Annotated in this window: 10 protein-coding genes; 9 read left to right on the top strand and 1 reads right to left on the bottom strand. The window is 67.3% G+C overall.

What is annotated here, in order from left to right:
- Positions 1-523, bottom strand: a 523-nt coding sequence (locus IT306_11990) for a hypothetical protein (protein MCC7369139.1), incomplete at its 3' end; no start/stop codon positions are given.
- 1,148 nt (positions 524-1,671) lie between these two features.
- On the opposite strand from IT306_11990, the gene IT306_11985 reads away from it, so the two are divergent.
- From IT306_11985 to IT306_11945, 9 genes are all read left to right on the top strand, one after another.
- The gene (locus tag IT306_11985) at positions 1,672-5,976 is read left to right on the top strand and encodes a hypothetical protein (GenBank protein ID MCC7369138.1); all 4,305 of its coding nucleotides are present in this window, start codon (positions 1,672-1,674) and stop codon (positions 5,974-5,976) included.
- Between the two features lie 648 nt (positions 5,977-6,624).
- Positions 6,625-8,757, top strand: coding sequence for a hypothetical protein (locus IT306_11980; protein MCC7369137.1), 2,133 nt, complete (start codon positions 6,625-6,627; stop codon positions 8,755-8,757).
- A 423-nt stretch (positions 8,758-9,180) separates the two neighbouring features.
- Positions 9,181-9,741, top strand: a complete 561-nt coding sequence (locus IT306_11975; protein MCC7369136.1) for an HAD family hydrolase — start codon at positions 9,181-9,183, stop codon at positions 9,739-9,741.
- Between the two features lie 105 nt (positions 9,742-9,846).
- On the top strand, positions 9,847-10,794 hold the full coding sequence (locus IT306_11970; GenBank protein MCC7369135.1) for a GDP-mannose 4,6-dehydratase: 948 nt from the start codon (positions 9,847-9,849) through the stop codon (positions 10,792-10,794).
- A 113-nt stretch (positions 10,795-10,907) separates the two neighbouring features.
- Positions 10,908-12,317: an FAD-dependent oxidoreductase gene (locus tag IT306_11965; protein MCC7369134.1), complete on the top strand. Its 1,410-nt coding sequence runs from the start codon at positions 10,908-10,910 to the stop codon at positions 12,315-12,317.
- Between the two features lie 37 nt (positions 12,318-12,354).
- Positions 12,355-13,965 (top strand): radical SAM protein, encoded by a 1,611-nt coding sequence (locus tag IT306_11960; protein ID MCC7369133.1) that lies wholly within the window; start codon positions 12,355-12,357, stop codon positions 13,963-13,965.
- 110 nt (positions 13,966-14,075) lie between these two features.
- On the top strand, positions 14,076-15,491 hold the full coding sequence (locus tag IT306_11955) for a sugar transferase (protein MCC7369132.1): 1,416 nt from the start codon (positions 14,076-14,078) through the stop codon (positions 15,489-15,491).
- Positions 15,491-16,315, top strand: a complete 825-nt coding sequence (locus IT306_11950; protein MCC7369131.1) for an acyltransferase — start codon at positions 15,491-15,493, stop codon at positions 16,313-16,315. Before IT306_11955 ends, IT306_11950 begins: the two co-directional genes overlap by 1 nt.
- Positions 16,316-16,362: 47 nt before the next feature.
- Positions 16,363-17,412, top strand: a complete 1,050-nt coding sequence (locus tag IT306_11945) for a Gfo/Idh/MocA family oxidoreductase (GenBank protein ID MCC7369130.1) — start codon at positions 16,363-16,365, stop codon at positions 17,410-17,412.
- The last annotated feature ends 1 nt before the right edge of the window (position 17,413 follow it).

The raw sequence follows: 17,413 nt of genomic DNA, 5'->3' as shown, positions 1-17,413 counted from the left end.
GCCGGTTGTTGGTGGCGCCGACCAGCAGGCTCGCAGAGGTCGGATCGTACGCGCCGCTGGCGACGGCCTCGACGCCGGTGAAGCGCCAGGCGATGGCGCCGGCGGCGAGATCCCAGGCCCAGACGCCAGCCGTGCCGCGCGGCATGAAGAGGCGGCCGCCGCCGCAGACCGGGAACGCCTCGACGGGGACCATGCCCCGCCAGGTCGAGGTGCCGCCGTTGGCGTCTGGGCCATCGCTCCAGAGCCACGTCCAGGGGCCGACGGGGGTGGCGTCGTTCGCGCCGGTCCGGGCCGCGTTGCCGCCGTGCTGGTGCCAGGTCGTCGCCGACGTCTGGGCCAGCGGGGCCTGCGCCGTGCTGGCAAAGGCGGATGAGGGGGCCCAGAGGGCCGCGTCGAGGGCCGAGCGGCCCCCGCTGGCGACCGCTGCGCCGTCCTGCGTGCCACGCAGCAGGCCGCTGGCATGCAGCCCCACGCTCACTACGCCGGCGACGACGCCAATCAACGCCTGCCGACGGGTTATCACCGCTGGTCGGTGCGACCGAGTCCCTTCGTTAGCCCGAACCATCTTCACCGCGCACACTCCGTACTTCGTGCCAATCGTGAACGTCATCCCTTCTTGAGCAACCCTCCAGGTCACCGGCCGGGCGGGCGCGCTGGGCGTCCGGTGCAGGTGATTTGAGAGAGGTCGCGGAGCTGCCACCGCGCGCTGAGCAATTCAGGGATGAAACTTCGCAGCTGTAGCAATCACCCCGTTGAACGGCGCGACGACGGTGATCGAGTATGTGCGCCCTCCAGATAGGGCCAACATTCAGTCCCTTTGGGTACGGCTCTAGTCCAGACGGCCCATACGCGTTTTTGTTCGTCCAGCGTTTGAAGCATTGAGAACGTCGCTGGTCAGACAGTGCTGTCCCTGTCGTGAACATTCACCTATGTGTCGGGCCGCCGGGTCACGTCGCAACCTGCCGAAGGCGCCAGCCAAGACCGCCGAGTTGACCTACATCCAGTCGTTCCCGAACTCGCTGTGGCGTGGAGATCGAAATGTTGCGGTGGACAAGACTGCATCGTCTCTTTATTGCGACTATCGTCGTGAGCATGCTGGCGCCGATCCTGGTCGATCGCTCCAGCGTCGATGGGCGGATGCGGGTAGGGTTCGCGCCCAGCGCGTATTCGGCGGGCCTCCCTAATGCGCCGGTGCCGGGCGATGCCATCGTCCAATCGGTTGCGAGCGCGGCAGGCCCGACGATTTCCTCAATAACCGACAATCGAACATCCTATACAAGCAGTCAGATCCCGACCTTCTCAAAGCTCGAAATCTCGTTCTCTATCTCGAATACAAGCGCAACGAACATGTTCATGCCGTACGATGCGAGCCCTCCCAATGGGATCACCGCGGGGCAGGGCATCACGGTTGACGCGGAGTTCAGCAAGGACGGCTTCCAGACCGTACAAAAGCTGCCTGCCTTCTACTATCAGGACTACCAGTATCAGAAGCGCGGTGGATCTTCGGATTGGCTCTATCCGACAAGCACCTATCAGTGGAAAGCACGATTCGCACCGCCGAGCACTGGCTCCTGGCAGTACCGAATTCGCGCAACAGACGCTACTGGTTCAACGCTGAGCAGCGCGTCGGGTTTCACTGCCGTCAGCTCCAGCAGTCACGGCTTCGTTCGCGTGAGCCCCACCGACAGCCGATACTTCGAGTATGACGACGGGTCATACTTCTCCGGTCTGGGCTTCAATACCAACTTCGACCACATCTCCTGGAACGACCCGGTTTCGGCGAACCAATCCCTGTTCCAGAACCTCTCCTCGAACGGCGTCCGGATGGTGCGCCACTGGCTGTCGCAGTGGGGCGTGCGTGGTGTGGCGGACTCGCCGTGGACCTCGACGACGCAGGGGCCGAACTGGGACATCTGGACCCTGGCGGGCGCGGCGAACAGCACCGGCTACGTTCCGAGCGCGGGCAGCTCGGCGGCCATGTTCCTCGACCCGTCCACGAACCCGGGCATCTTCCTGGGCTGGCTCAAGAAGGGGCCGGCCGTGAAGCCGTCGACCACCTACCGCGTGCGCGTTCACTATCAGATTCCGGCCGCCCTGAGCGGCCCGGTGACGGCTGGCCAGTCCTACGGGCTGGTGGCCATGAAGCATGATGTCTGGGTGACCGGCCCGCATCAGGCCGGCAGCGCCGGCACGGTCCTCACGCCGTACGCCACGGCGGCGACCGGCTCGGGCTGGAGCACGCTGGAAGGCACGTTCACCACCGGTTCGAGCGAGTACTTCCTGCCGTACTTCTACCTGGTGCTCAAGAACACGAGCACCGGCGGCGGCAGCAAGGTCTTCATCGACCAGGTGGACATCGTCGAGGATCTTGGCGGCGGCTCGTACGGCGTGAACATCCTGTCGAAGCCAGACATGGACATGCATGAGTACTTCGATCAGCGCCAGTCGCGCGCGTTCGACCTGATGCTGGATCTGGCGGCGCAGAACGAGCTGACCCTGAAGCTGGTCGTCGATACGCGGGCCGAATGGCTCCTGGAGCACTTCGACGCCAACGGGAACATCGTCACGGATGACTCGTGGTCGGATTCACGCTACTACTATGGGCAGGGTCGCACGACGGCAAAGTCCCGCTGGCTGCTGAAGTCGTGGTGGCGCTACGTCCAGGGGCGGTGGGGCTACTCGCCGGCCATTCACTCCTGGGAGCTCCTGAACGAGGGCGATCCGTTCAACAGCAACCACGCGCTGCTGGCTGATGAGTTCGCGCTCTACATGCGACAGTGGGGCAACCGGCATCCGACGACCACCAGCAACTGGCACTCGCTGCCGCATTCCTTCTGGGACGCGGCCCCCAACGTCGACTACGTCGATATCCACCAGTACCACCAGCAGGGCATGACGACGGAGACCCGGATCGACATGGGCGGCGGCGCCGGCACGGTGGTGACCGCGCTGCCGGCCGACTTCTACGACACGGCGAGCCTGACGCAGCGGATCAGTATGCAGCTCGGCGCGCGGCAGCCGTTCGGGCTCGACAAGCCGATCATCCGAGGGGAGACCGGCCTCTACGATCCGGGCATGTCGACGGACAATCCGACGACGCAGCTCTCCGCTGACTCGCAGGGGATCTGGCTGCACAAGTTCCTGTGGGCTCAGCTCAACTCGGGCGGGCTGATCGACAGCGGCTGGTGGTACGATCGCGACCACATCTACGACGCGACGGATGGCAGCCCGAATCGCCTCGCCATCGTCAAGCGCTACTTCAACTTCATCGACTCGATCCCCCTCTCCAACGGCCACTACCAGGAGGCCTCGGCGACGATCAGCGACGCCGGGCTGCGGGTCTGGGGGCAGAAGGACACGACCAACGGCCAGGCCCATCTGTGGATCGACAACGCCAGCCACACCTGGAAGGCGGCGGCGGACGGGACCACGGTGACGGCTCGCTCCGGATCGATCGCCTTGCCGGGGATGCCGATTGGCATCTACACGGCGAGCTGGTACGACACCTACCTCGGCGCGGTGAGCACCACGGCGCAGGTCTCGACGGACCCCAGCGGTACGATCGCGTTCGCGTTGCCGCAGGCGCTGAGCACCGACATCGCCGTGAAGCTCGTGCTGACGACGCCGGGCGTCATGCTTCCGACGCCCACGCCGTCCGGATCGGTCACGCCGACCCCCACGCCGATCCCGGCCGTGACGGTGGACAGCTCCAACGCGCAGATCACCTTCAGCGGCTGGTGGCCGACCCAGAGCGACGGCGGCGCGTATGGCGGCTCGGAGCGTGTGGGCGAGTATGCCGGCGACAACGCCTCGTTCACCTTCAGCGGCACGTCCGTGTCGGTCGTCTACAAGCGCAGCGCCGACCGTGGCATGGCAAGCGTCAAGATCGATGGCACCAGCGTCGGCATCCTCGACCAGTACGGGACGACGCAGGCCCAGACCAGCACGACCTACACGACGACTCCTGGAAACCACACGCTGCAGATCATCGTGAACCGTGCGAAGCAGACATCTTCGACGGGGTACTACGTCGGTGTTGACGCCATCGTCGTCGGCGGAAGCGCCCCGACACCAACCGCTACCTCGGCGACGACGTCCACGCCGACGGTCACGGCAACGCTCCCTGCAACGTCGACGCCAACGGCCACCGTGACAAACACGCTTCTGCCAACGGCCACCGTGACAAACACGCTTCTGCCAACGGCCACGGCGACGCGAACGCCCTCCCCAACCGCAACGGCGACGCCGACGAACACGCTTGCGCCAACGGCCACGGCAACCCGTACGCCATCCCCGACCGCAACGCTGGTTCCGCCAACGGCAACGTCCACCGCGACAGCGGTTCCCCCAACGGCCACGTCCACCGCGACGACGGTCCCGCCAACGGCCACGGCTACCGCGACGACGGTCCCGCCAACGGCAACATCGCCGGCCACGGCTACCGCGACGCTGGTCCCGCCGACGGCCACGGCTACCGCGACGCTGGTTCCGGCAACCGCTACGTCGACGGCCACGGCTACCGCGACGATGGTCCCAGCAACCGCTACATCGACCGCGACGGCGGTTCCCCCAACGGCAACGTCCACCGCGACGACGGTCCCGCCGACGGCCACGACTACCGCGACGCTGGTTCCGGCAACAGCCACGGCTACCGTGACGCTGGTCCCGCCGACGGCCACCTCCACCTCAACCCCGCGCCCGGCCACGGCGACGCCAACGGTCGCCCCGGCAACCCCCACGACGTTTGACGACGATCATGGAAGCCTGAGCTTCTCGGGCTGGTGGCCCACCCAGACGGACGCGGGTGCGACGGGCGGCACGGAGCGCATCGGCCAGTACGGTGGCGACTCGGTCTCCATGACCTACACGGGCGCGACCATCTCACTGATCTATCGCCAGAATATCGACCGGGGCCAGGCGCAGGTCAGGATCGACGGCCAGCTCGTCCAGCAGATCGATCAGTACGGTCCGTCCCAGGTCCAGCGCGCGATCACCTACGTGACCGCGCCCGGCACCCATACCATCCAGGTGAGGGTCCTCCGCACCAAGCAGGCGCAGTCAGCCGGGTACTTCGTGGGTGTTGACGCCTTCATCGTCGCCAACAGCCCGGCCGACTTCATGCCGTCGATCGGCTCGCTGCTGAAGGCGACGGTGGACGATGGCAGCCCCTGGCTGACCTGGGCCGGAACCTGGGGCTCCCAGGCGGACAGCGCGGCACTGGCCGGGTCGCAGCACCTGAGCAGCACCAGCGGCGCAACCGCGGCGCTGACCTTCACGGGCTCGGCAGTCCAGGTCATGTATCGACAGGACACGGATCGCGGCACGGCGACCGTCTACATCGACGGGGTCGCCGTGGGGCAGATCGACCAGTACGGCTCGTCGGCGAGCCAGCAGTCCGTGGCCTACTCGGTGACGCCTGGGGCGCACACCCTCCAGGTGGTCGTCAACCGAGCCAAGCAGGCGGCATCGTCTGGGTACGCCGTGAGCGTTGATGGATTCATCGTCACCGGGACGGCGGTGGCCGTGGCTCCCGCGCCCTCGCCGACAGCGGTTCCGACCTCGACCCCGGTTCCGCCACCGACGCCGACACCCACGCCGACGAAGAAGGCCCGCACGTCCCGGATCAAGGTGACCACGGCCCCGGCAGGCTCCGGCCGGCTGGCCGTCACGATCAGCACCGAGGCCGCGCGGACGGAGAGCGCTGCTGCGCTCGCGGCCAGCGGCGACTCGTGCGGGGATATCACGGCCATCGACTTCCAGGCAGCGGGGGAGAGCGCCTCGAATGTGGCGATTGACTTCCCGGGCGGGCCGTCGAGCCTGCGCGCCGACTCGGTCTACCGCCCGACCTCGGCAGCGGCTGAAGTGAAGTTCTACATTCGCCGGACCGCGCCCGGCGCGGTCACGGTCCCGATCACCGTGACGGACGGCTGCGGCGAGTGGTCAACCTTTGTTGGTGGAGGCGCGTCCGCCTTCTAGTATCCACCCGTCGCCGCTCCAGAGCGGCGACGGTTCACGTCATCAGACGCGAGCATCCAGGAGCCCTGCCCGACCGGCCGGTCGGGCCGGGCTCCTGTGCGGAAACAAGCGCCTCGCCGGAACATGCTTGCCTCGTGGTCGGAGAGAGTATGTACATGGGTCGAGAACCTGTTGAGTTTCGCGGGCGTGACCGCTATGATAGGGGCGTTGCGGAATTGAACCGCACGATGCGCCCTGTACCGACGACGCTGCAGCACTCGGCTTCCACCCGGTTGCTGCAGAGTCTGTGAGCGTCGATCGTTCCTGGCTGATGCGCCAGAGGGCGGAGCATGGGATGCATCGGCGCGTCCACGGTCGCCCACACGTCACATGGGGTGGGTGGTGGCGTCAGCCCGGTCCGGCTACAACCAGGGCTGCCGAACCCCGGGCAATCCGCACGGCATCTGTGTCGCCTTTTGGAGACGTGGGCACGATTGCCCGACGTCGTCGCTGTGTTCGTTGGCGTTCGCTCGACGTGGTAGTGTGCGCGGTGAAGAGTGAAGCGAGAATCGGATCGTCCCTGCGGGCTGACCGGCCATCTCGCAACGTTGCAAACTCCTGGCGTGCTCGGGGGCTGTGGTGAGAAGTACGAGTTCGATCGGTTTCGGCGTGCGCAGGCTTGCTCCTGCGCTGGCAATCCTGCTGCTGGTCGCTACGGCGACCTACGTGCTGGTGAGTCCGGCAGGCCGTTCTGAGCCGGCGCCGGTGGCTTCCGCGCCAAAGGTGCAGGGCTCGCCAGCCCCGGCTGCTGCCGCCGCTCCGGGGGCGGCCGCGCCCGGAGCCGCTTCCGGTGCAGCTACCTCAGGCACCGCCGCTCAGCCGCCGGCGAAGCCCGGCGGGGCCGAGCGCGTCGTCTCGGCGCGGCGCGGGACGCTGACGGAGGTTCTGACACTGAACGGCCGCATCGGGGCTGAGACGGAGACGCCGCTCTCCTTCCAGTCCGCCCAGCGGCTGGCCGCCCTGCGCGTCAGCCCGGGCGACGCCGTCACCGCGGGGCAGGTGCTCGCGGAGGCCGATCAGCGCGAGCTGGCCCGGAGCCTCGCGGCCGCTCGCGACCGGTACCAGACAGCGAAGGCGAAGCTCGATCAAGCCGAAGCGCAGCTCGCGACCAAGGTTCGGAATGCGGAACAGCGCCAGACAGCCGCACGGGCACGGGCTGACCGCTCCGTCGCCGACGCCGAGGCTGGCGTTCGCCGGGCCGAGGCCAACCTGGAGCGCGTTCAGGCCGGCGCAAGCCCGGCCGAGCGCCGGTCCGCCGAGATCGCCGTGAGCACGGCGCGCGCCGCGCTCTCCCGGGCCGAAGCGGATCTGACCAGGCTGCGCCAGGGGCCGGATGACCTCGAACTGCGGCAGGCCGAGCAGCAGGTTGTCGTGGCGCAGGCCGCCTACCAGAAGGCCGTTGCCGACAGTGAGCGGCTGGCGTCCGGGCCGGATCCGAACCAGCTTCGCATCGCCGAGCGCGAGGTACTGGCGGCGCAGAACGCCGTCGTGCGGGCGCAGCTCGACCTCGAGAAGGTGGTGCAGCCTGACCCCGTGGCGCTGACGTCCGCGCAGCGCGAGGTGCAGCGGGCTCAGACGGCGCTGCGGCTGGCCGAGCAGAACGACCGAGGCTCGAACTCCGACAAGTCGAACAACACGCGCGCGTCCCAGGCGGAGCGGCGGGCAGCCATCGACAACGCGAAGCTGGCCCTCCAGGACGCGATTGACCGCTACGAGCGGCTGCGGGCCGGGCCGCCGCCCGGCGAGGTGGCCGTAGCACAGCGCAATCTGGTCAGCGCGCGCTCGACGCTGGACGCGGCCCGCGAGCGGCTCGAGGTGGTCAAGCTGGGCGCGGATCAGGGCACGCTCGACCAGGCGAAGATCACCGCGGATTCCGCGCGGCTGGTCTACGAAGCAGCGACGGCACGGGTGAACGCGTTGCGTGCGGGGACGCCCACTGACCAGTTGAACCCGGCCATCGCGGCGTATGAGACGGCGCAGGCGTCGTTGCGATCCTCCCTGGCCGTCCAATCTGAGCTCCTGGCCCGGCCCACGCAGGACGAGATGCGCGAGGCCATCGAGCAGGTGTACGCGGCGAAGACCTCGCTGGAGCAGGCATCTGCCGAAGCACAACTGGTGCTCGACACGCCGCCGGCCGACGAGGCGCTTGGCGAGGTGGAGCCCCTGCGGCAGAGCGTGGAGCAGGAACAGTCCGCCGTGCGCGCGCTTGAGGCCGACCTGCTGAACGCGCAGATCGTGGCCCCGTTCGACGGCGTGGTGGTGAACGTGGCGGGACGCCCCGAGCAGGGGATCGACGCCAGCCGGGCGGTCCTGACGCTGGCCGCGACGAACGCGGCGCCGGTCGTCATTGCCGACGTGCCGACGATCACGGGCGCGCGGCTGTCGGTGGGGCAGCTGGCGACCGTCAAGTACGGCGGCCCGACCAGCGGCGAGGTGCGTGGCTCGATCGAAGACGTGAGCGATCTCGGCGCCGGCCAGGTGCGCGTGCGGCTGCGGCCATCCTGGCCGACCGCGCCAGGATTCGGGGCGCCGGCGGCGGTGGACGTGGTGACCCGCGAGCGCGCCGATGTTGTGATTGTTCCCGAGCGGGCGCTCGTCGGGACCGGCGCCCGGCGCTCGGTGCAGATCGTCGAAGGGGACGCGCGCCGGACCGTCCAGGTGGATGTCGGCCTGATTACGGGCGGCGAGGCCGAGATTCTGAACGGGATCGAGCCAGACGCAAACGTGGTGACAACGTCCTGACCTTGAGGGCGGGGATGGCGAGCAGCGGGCAGTAACGAAATCTCAACCGCTGAGTAACATCCGCGCTACCACCGGCTTTGTATCGTGCATTGCAAGAGCGTTTCGTACGGTTCCTCTCGGAGACGGCGAGGGATCGTACGGGGCGCCGGGATGATCGTGCGCCGAATCGCTGCATCGCCTCTCTTCCAGGGAGGCTCGGATGTGTCGAAATGGCGGTAGCTTGCCACCACCCAGGTTGCTCGCAGTGGCCGCCGGCCGGTCGATCGTCCCCACCATCCCACCGTCGTCGGTGCGCCATCCGCCAGCGTGACCCGCCATCGGGCGGCCTGACTCCGTCTGGACGGATGTGCGGCCCGGCACGCATGCCGATGTCGCAGCCGCGCCCTGCGCGCGTATGCCGTGACCGCACCCGAGGGGAAGCCCATGTGGACTGTGTTCCTCGACCGTGACGGCGTGATCAACGAGAACCGGCCAGACCACGTCAAGAGCTGGACCGAGTTCGAGTTTCTCCCCGGCGCCCCGGAGGCCATTGCGCGGCTGTCGGATGCAGGGTGCCGGGTGTTCGTCATCACCAACCAGGCCATCATCAACCGTGGCATCGTTCCGCGTGATGTCGTCGAAGGCATCAACGCGCGCATGGTGGAGGAGCTGCGGTCCTACGGCGCATCGGTCACCGATGTGGCCTACTGCCCGCACCGTCCCGAAGAGGCCTGTCCGTGCCGAAAGCCGCGGCCAGGCCTGCTGACCGCGCTGGCCGCGACCCACAGCATCGATCTCGCGTCTGCCGTGCTGATCGGCGACGCCTTCGCCGACATCGAGGCTGGACGCGCCGCCGGCTGCACCAGGACAGTGCTGGTGCTCACGGGCCGTGGCCGCCACCAGCTGCCGCTTATTCGTGAACGCGCATCCACACCGGTCACGGTGACCAATGACCTCGGGGCGGCCGTCGATCTCCTGCTGCGTCAGCCAGTCGGCCGGTCCTGATCGGGAGCCCCTTCGCCGCGTGTGCGTGGCAGCGAGTGTTCCGCGAGGGAGGCTTGCTGATCCCTGTGCTTTGTCATCCTGCGATCACACCCGAAGGAGTTGCTCGTGCGGGCTATGGTGACTGGGGGAGCGGGCTTCATCGGCTCGCATCTTGTTGAGCTGCTGATCGCCGAAGGTCACGACGTTTCGATTGTGGACGATCTCTCGACGGGCAAGCGTACGAACATCCTGCCCGAAGCGCATTTCTACTTCGCCGATATCCGCTCTGAGGAGATCAAGGACGTCATCAGCACGGAGCGCCCGGACGTCATCTTTCACCAGGCGGCCCAGAGCTCGGTGAAGGTCTCGACTGACGATCCTCGCCGTGACGCCGACATCAACATCCTCGGGCTGATTCGGCTGCTCGACGCGGCATCGGCGAGCGGCGTGCGGAAGGTCGTCTTCGCCTCGTCTGGGGCAACCTACGGGAACCCGCAGTACCTGCCGATGGACGAAGACCACCCGCAGCTGCCGGAGTCGCCGTACGGCATCACGAAGCTGATGTCCGAGCACTACCTCAAGTACTACGCCCTGGACCGAGGCGTGGCGTTCACGGCGCTGCGCTACGGCAACGTCTACGGCCCCCGCCAGGATCCGCACGGCGAGGCCGGCGTGGTGGCGATCTTCACGCAGCAGCTGCTGGATGGGAAGACCCCGACGGTCCACTGGGACGGGAAGCAGACGCGGGACTATGTGAGCGTCAAGGACGTGGCGCGAGCGAACCTGGCGGCGGCGTTTCGTGGCGATGGCCGGGCGTTCTGCATCGGCACGGGCAAGGGCACCTCGGTCAACACCATCTTCTCGCTGCTGTGCAAGGCGACCGGCCGCGACGTGGAGCCGATGCACTCGCCGCGCCGGCCCGGCGACCTCCGACACGCGCACTTCGACTGCACACGGGCGCGCAAGGAGCTCGGCTGGACCGCGACGATGCCGCTGCAGCAGGGGCTGACCGACACCGTGCAGGCGTTCCGAGAGCAGATCGCGGCTGAGCGCAAGGTGCTCACCGTCGGCTGAGGCTCATCAACTGGCGACAAGCGTCTCTGGCGGCTGCCGGCTCCGCATTGTGGGTGACCGGTCACGGCGTGTATGGCGGTGGGTGCTGAATCACCGTGGCTGAGGAGGGTGACGTGGGTAAAGTCGTTGTGCTCGGGGGTGGCCCAGCGGGCCTTGCCGCTGCCTGGAAGCTCAGCCGGAGCGGCCAGGATGTCGAGGTGCTGGAAGCGAACTCGTACGTAGGCGGGCTTGCCTACACCATGCAGCATGAGGACTACTTGTTCGACTTCGGTCCTCATCGGTTTCACTCGGCGAACTCGGCGATCCTCGCCGAGATCAAGGCGCTGATGGGGCCGCTGCCGACGCGCATCTGCAAGACGCAGGTGTACTTTGGCGGCAAGTTCTACACCTACCCGCTCTCGGCGGGGAACCTGCTCACCAGCCTGTCGCCCTGGCTGGCCGTCACCTGCTTCGCCGATTTCCTGGCGACGTGGGTCCGCAACAAGATCCGCCCAGCCGAGGACACGTCGTTCAAGGCCTGGGTCGTCAACCGGTTCGGAAAACGGCTCTACGACGTCTACTTCGGCCCCTACACGGCGAAGGTGTGGGGGCGTGACCCCGCAAAGCTGGCGGCGAGCTGGGCCGCGCAGCGGGTCGCCGTGGTCGATCTGTGGGATCTCGTCCTGCGCGTCTTGAAGATCCGCCGCGAGGACAACGATTTCCACCACTCGCCGTTCAAGGCCGAGTTCTACTACCCCGAGCAGGGGGTCGGCGCGATCTACGAGCGGATGGCTGACGAGATCGTCCGGTACGGCGGCACGGTGTCGCTCAACACGCGGGTCAAGGAAGTCATCTGCCGGGAGAACCGTGTCGAAGCCGTCGTGGTCGAGCGCGACGGACGCACGGAAGAGGTCCGTGGCGACTACTTCGTCTCGACGGTCCCGATCTCGCCGCTGGTGCGCGCGCTGCAGCCGCCGGCACCCGCCGATGTCCTGGACGCCGCGTCGCAGATCCAGTTCCGCGCGATGGTCTTCCTGTTCCTCAAGCTGGACCGCGAGCAGGTGACCGAGGACCACTGGATCTACTTCCCGGACCCGTCCACGGTGTTCAACCGCATCTCGGAGATGAAGAACTTCAGCCTGGCGTCGGTACCGGAAGGGAAGACGTCACTCTGCGTCGAGATCTCGTGCGATGTTGACGACGACATCTGGAACGCCAGCGAAGAGGAGCTGTACCGCCGGTCGGTCGACGGCCTCGTGCAGGCCGGCTTGATCCGAGAGTCCGAAGTCGTCGGGCACTTCTTCCGTCGGACACGCAACGCCTATCCGACGTACGACCTCAGGTTCGAGGCGAACCTCGGAAAGCTCGCGTACCACCTCGCCTCGTGGCCGAACCTGATCGTCTGCGGCCGTCAGGGACTTTTCCGCTACGTCAATCAGGACCACGCCATCGAGATGGGCTTCTGCGCCGCGGAGGAGATCCTGACGGACAAGATCGGCACCATGGTCAGCCGGGTTGGCAACGAGCAAGTCTACTTCGGCTAGGCCGGCCGCAGGATTTCAGGAGTCGTCGATGGCAAAGATGTTCGACCTCAAGGTGGTCGCCGCGCCGCCCCACACCAATGGGAACGGCGCCGGGACGCACGAGAACCTTGGCAACCGGCCCGTCCGCGAGCCGCGCCCAGCCCGCTACCCGGACGCCGGACCGGCGATTCGGGCGGCGCGTAAGAAGATCGTCCGCAAGGTGGATGTGCTGCTGGTCAATCCGCCGTCGCCAGACGGGGCGATCTGGATTCGCAGCCAGCACCGTGTCGGCAGGCGCTCGCGCGAGAACATGATCTGGCCGCAGGTGTCGCTGGCCCAGCTGGCGGCGATGGTGCACCCGGAGTTCACCGTCGAAGTCGTGGATGCGATTGCCGAGCGGATGACCTGGGAGCAGTTCGAGGCGCTCCTGCGGGATCGGCGCCCGCGCTTCTACATCACCCAGGTGACGGCCCCGACCCTCACCAACGACATGTACGGCGCGTTCCTGGCGAAGAGCCTCGGCGCCTGGACGATGGCGTTCGGGACGCACGTCACGCCGATGGTCCGCGAGACGCTGGAGCCGTTCCCGGCGCTGGACTTCGTGCTGCGGGGCGAGCCGGAGTACACGTTCAAGGAGCTGGTCGAGACCCTGGGACGGAGGGGGCCGGAGGCCGAGTCGGACGACGCGCCGCAGCCGGACCTGTCGCACATCCTGGGGCTGGGCTGGCGGAAGGACGGCGAGGTCATCGTCAACGAGGACCGCCCGTTCGTGCCGAGCCTCGACGATCTGCCGATGCCGCTGCACCACTTGCTGCCGCTCGAGAAGTACCGCATCCCGCTGATCAAGGGGGCGTACACCTTCATCGTGACGGGGCGCGGCTGCACGGCCGGGTGTGTGTACTGCATCAAGCACGTCAGCTATCAGTGGTCCGTGCGGCTGCGGTCGCCGGAAAAGATCGTCGAAGAGCTGAAGATCCTCGGGAAGCTCGGGGTGCACAACATCCACATGTACGCGGACCTGTTCACGGTCAACCGCGAGCAAGTGGTGGCGATCTGCAAGCTGATCCTGCAAGAGGGGCTGAAGATCCGCTGGACGTGCAACAGCCGCGTTGACTACGTCGACGAGGAGATGCTGCGCCTGATGGGGCAGGCCGGCTGCTGGATGATCTCCTGGGGGATCGAGTCCGGCAACGAGGAGATCCTCAAGCGGGCGCGCAAGGGCGCAGACCCGCAGAAGGCCGCACGGGCGCTGCGCTGGGCGAAGGCGGCCGGCATCAAGAACTGGGGCTACTTCATCATCGGGCTGCCCGGCGAGACCGAGGAGACGATCCGGCAGACGATCGACTTCTCCAAGCAGCTGCCGCTGGACCTGGCCCTGTTCCACGTTGCAGCGCCGTACCCAGGAACGCCGTTCTTCTTCCAGGTCATGGAGAACGGCTGGTTCCGGCCAGAGACCCAGTGGGAAGAGGTCGACATGGACCGCTCGACGGTCCTGGACTACGATGGCCTGAAGGCCGAAGACCTCGAGAAGTGGCAGAAGCAGGCGTGGCGCGAGTGGGCGTTCCGGCCCGGCCCGGCCATGACCTACCTGAAGATGCTCGCCACGCCCGGTGCGCTCCGCTCGGCACTTGAGGTCGGCGTTCGCCACCTGACCTGGGCGAAGAGCTAGCGACGCTGCCAGGCCGCTCGTCGAGGGCGGCCTCACCTGATCTCGGAGCCGCGATGCAAGCAAGCTCGACTCTCCCACCCCTGTTGCTTCAGCGCGACAGGTGGTCTCGATTGCTTCTGACCTGGCCGGCGGTGACGGGTGCGCTTGTCCTGCTTGACACACTCGCCCTGGTCGCCGCCTTCTCGACTGCCTACTGGATTCGGTTTCGGAGCGACTTGCCCATCTTTCGGGAAGGGGCAGACTCGGTCGGCTTCTACTCGCTGCTGGTGATGTGGGCGCTGCCCATCTGGATCGCGATCTTCGCGATGTGGCAGCTCTACGATCACCGGACGCTCTTCTCCGGGTACGGCGAGTATGCGCGCATTGGGAGTGCGTGCACGGCCGGCGCCCTCTCCATCGTGCTGATCAGCTACCTGTACGACACCCCGAACATCGCGCGGGCCTGGCTCCTCCTGGTGTGGCTCGGCTCGGTGATGCTCATCTGGGGCGAGCGCTTCTGTGTCCGTCGGCTGGTGCGGCGGGCGCGGACGCACGGGTATCTCGCCAGCCGCGCCCTGGTGATCGGCACCAATGGCGAAGGCGATGCCCTGGCGCAGCAGCTGATGAGCGACCCTGGCGCTGGCGTCCAGGTGGTTGGGTTCGTGGAAGGATCCCAGCCGCTCGAACAGACCGGCGCGTTCAGCCTGCCGGTGGTGGGCTCGCTGACGAACCTCGACGCGCGCATTGCCGATCTGGGCGTGGACCTGCTGGTCATCGCAACGGGCGCCCTCGCCCGCGATGAGGTGCTCGACCTGTATGGGCGGTTCGCGCACCGCCAGGACGTTGAGCTGCGGATGTCCTCGGGGCTCTTCGAGATCCTGGCGACGAGCGTCCGCGTGCAGCACGCCGGGTGCGTGCCGCTGATGACGATCGACCGGGTGCGGATCACCGGCGTCGATGCGATGCTGAAGACGCTGCTGGACTACACGTTCGCACTGACGGCGCTGACCATCCTCAGCCCGGTGCTGCTGTTGGTGGCCGTCGCGGTGAAGCTCGACTCGGGCGGGCCGATCTTCTACCGCCGCCGTGTTGTGGGGCGGTCGGGCAAGACGTTCGACGCCTTCAAGTTCTGCACGATGGTTGCGGATCGTCGGAAGACGAGCCTGCCGACGACGTTTCCAGACCGCCGCCGCCCTGACAAGTCGTCGCTCGACCCGCGCATCACGCGGTTCGGTCGGTTTCTGCGGAAGGCGAGCATCGACGAGATCCCGCAGCTGGTGAACGTCCTGCGCGGCGAGATGAGCCTCATCGGGCCGCGCATGGTCAGCCCGGACGAGCTCGAGCGGTACGGCAAGTGGCAGCTCAACCTCCTGACCGTCAAGCCAGGCATCACTGGCCCGTGGCAGGTTCGGGGCCGCGCCGACATCTCGTATCACGAGCGGGTGCGCCTCAGCACGGAGTACATCCGCAACTACAGCATCTGGCTGGACATCCAGATCCTGATGCAGACGGTGCCGGCCGTCGTGAAGGGCAGGGGGGCGTACTGATGGCAACGTTGCGTCCTGCCCGGCCGGCCAGCCTGAAGCTGCTGGACGAGATCGGGTACTACACGCGGGGCCAGGCGTCGAGCCTGGGACGGTACATCCTCCAGGAGCTGGTGACGGGCGTCTGCGGCGGGGTGCCGAGCCTGCTGGGGATCGCCCTGCGGGCCGTGGCGTACCGCGCCATCATCCGCTCGAACGGCTTCGCCGCCATCGAGCACAGCGTGCGTATCGCGTTCGCGGAGAACATCACGCTCGGGAAGAACGTGTATCTCGACCACGGGGTCTACTTGCACGCCTGCCCCGGGGGTATTGACATTGGCGATGATGCGTTTATCATGCACAATGCCGAGCTTCACGTGTTCAATTTCCGCAATCTTCGAGACGCATTTATCCGTATCGGAGCGAGGTCGTTCGTCGGCGAGTCGGTCATCGTCCGGGGGCAGGGCGGTGTCGACATCGGGGCCGCGGTCCTGATCGGCCCGCGCGCCCAGATTCTCGCCATCAATCACAACCACGGCGACCCTGAGACGCCGATCCTCGATCAGGGCATCACCTGCAAGGGCATCGTGATCGAGGACGGGGCGTGGATCGGCGCAGGCGCCTTGATTCTGGATGGGGTCCGCGTGGGGCGGAATGCCGTCGTCGGGGCTGGGGCGGTGGTGACGAAGGATGTGCCAGCCAACTGTGTAGCGGTGGGCGTTCCAGCTCGGGTCATCGAGTCAGCGAATCGTGGCGCCGATGGCGTGCACCACGTGGCGCGGCTCGAAGAGATCTCTCGCGTGGGACGGGCGGCGTACGCCGCGCCGGCGAGAGTGGGGCGTTTCTAGAGGCAGCGGCGCGGAGCTGTGCGGCTTGCGCGCTGTGAGGGGGCACCATGGCAATCAATCGGTTGCGCCTGGGGGTGATCGGGGTAGGCCGCATGGGCGAGCGGCACTGCCGGATCTACGCCAATATGCCTGGCGTGGAGCTGGTGGGCGTCAGCGACATGAACCCGCAGCGCGGGCGGGCCGTCGCCGAGACCTACGACACCCAGTACTTTCCCGACTACGACGATTTGCTGGGCAAGGTCGACGCGGTGAGTGTCGCCACGCCGACGCACACGCACTTCGAGGTCGCTGCTGCGTGCCTCGCCCGCCAGACCAGCCTGCTTCTGGAGAAGCCGCTCGCAAACTCGCTGGCCGAGGCCAGGAAGCTTGCCGCGCTGGCCGAGCGGTCGGACGTGATCATGCAGGTTGGCCACATCGAGCGGTTCAACCCGGCGTTCCTGGAGCTGCAGTCGATCCTGCAAGACATGGACGTCGTCGGGTTTGCAGCGCAGCGCCTGAGCCCGTTCGACACGAGCGGCACGGACGCCGATGTCGTGTTCGACCTGATGATCCACGACATCGACCTGGCGCTGACGTTGATGCCGCGCGGCATCGACCGCCTGCAAGCCTTCGGTCGGGCGGCGCGCACTGAGGCGGTGGACTACGCCGTCGCGACGCTGTCGATGTCGGAGGGGCCGCTCGCGACGTTGACGGCCTCACGCATCACCGAGCAGAAGGTGCGGCTGCTCGAGGTGACGACACTGGGCGCGTACGTCTCGACGGACCTGCTGAACAAGAGCGTCCGCGTGTACCGCCGTGCGATGCCGTCGTTCGTCACTGGCGATCAGCGCCCGCTGCGCTACCGCCAGGAGAACCTCGTCGAGTGCATCCACATCCCGACGGCCGAGCCGCTCTTCCTGGAACTCTCCGACTTCGTCCGCTGCGTGCGGGATGGGGTCCGGCCACGGGTGACGGCCCAGGACGCGCTGAACGCCTACTCCGTGGCCGCGGGGATCTCGGATCGCATCCGTGGCCTCGGCCACGACCGCTCGACCGATGACGTGCGCGCCGCGGAACCGTCGGTGATGCTGACCGCATCCCGGCTCGCGGCCGTCTGAG

The organism is Chloroflexota bacterium, assembly GCA_020850535.1.
GTDB lineage: Bacteria > Chloroflexota > UBA6077 > UBA6077 > JACCZL01 > JADZEM01.
The sequence above is the reverse complement of the archived record's forward strand: the minus strand, read 5'-3'. Positions and strand labels throughout refer to the sequence as shown.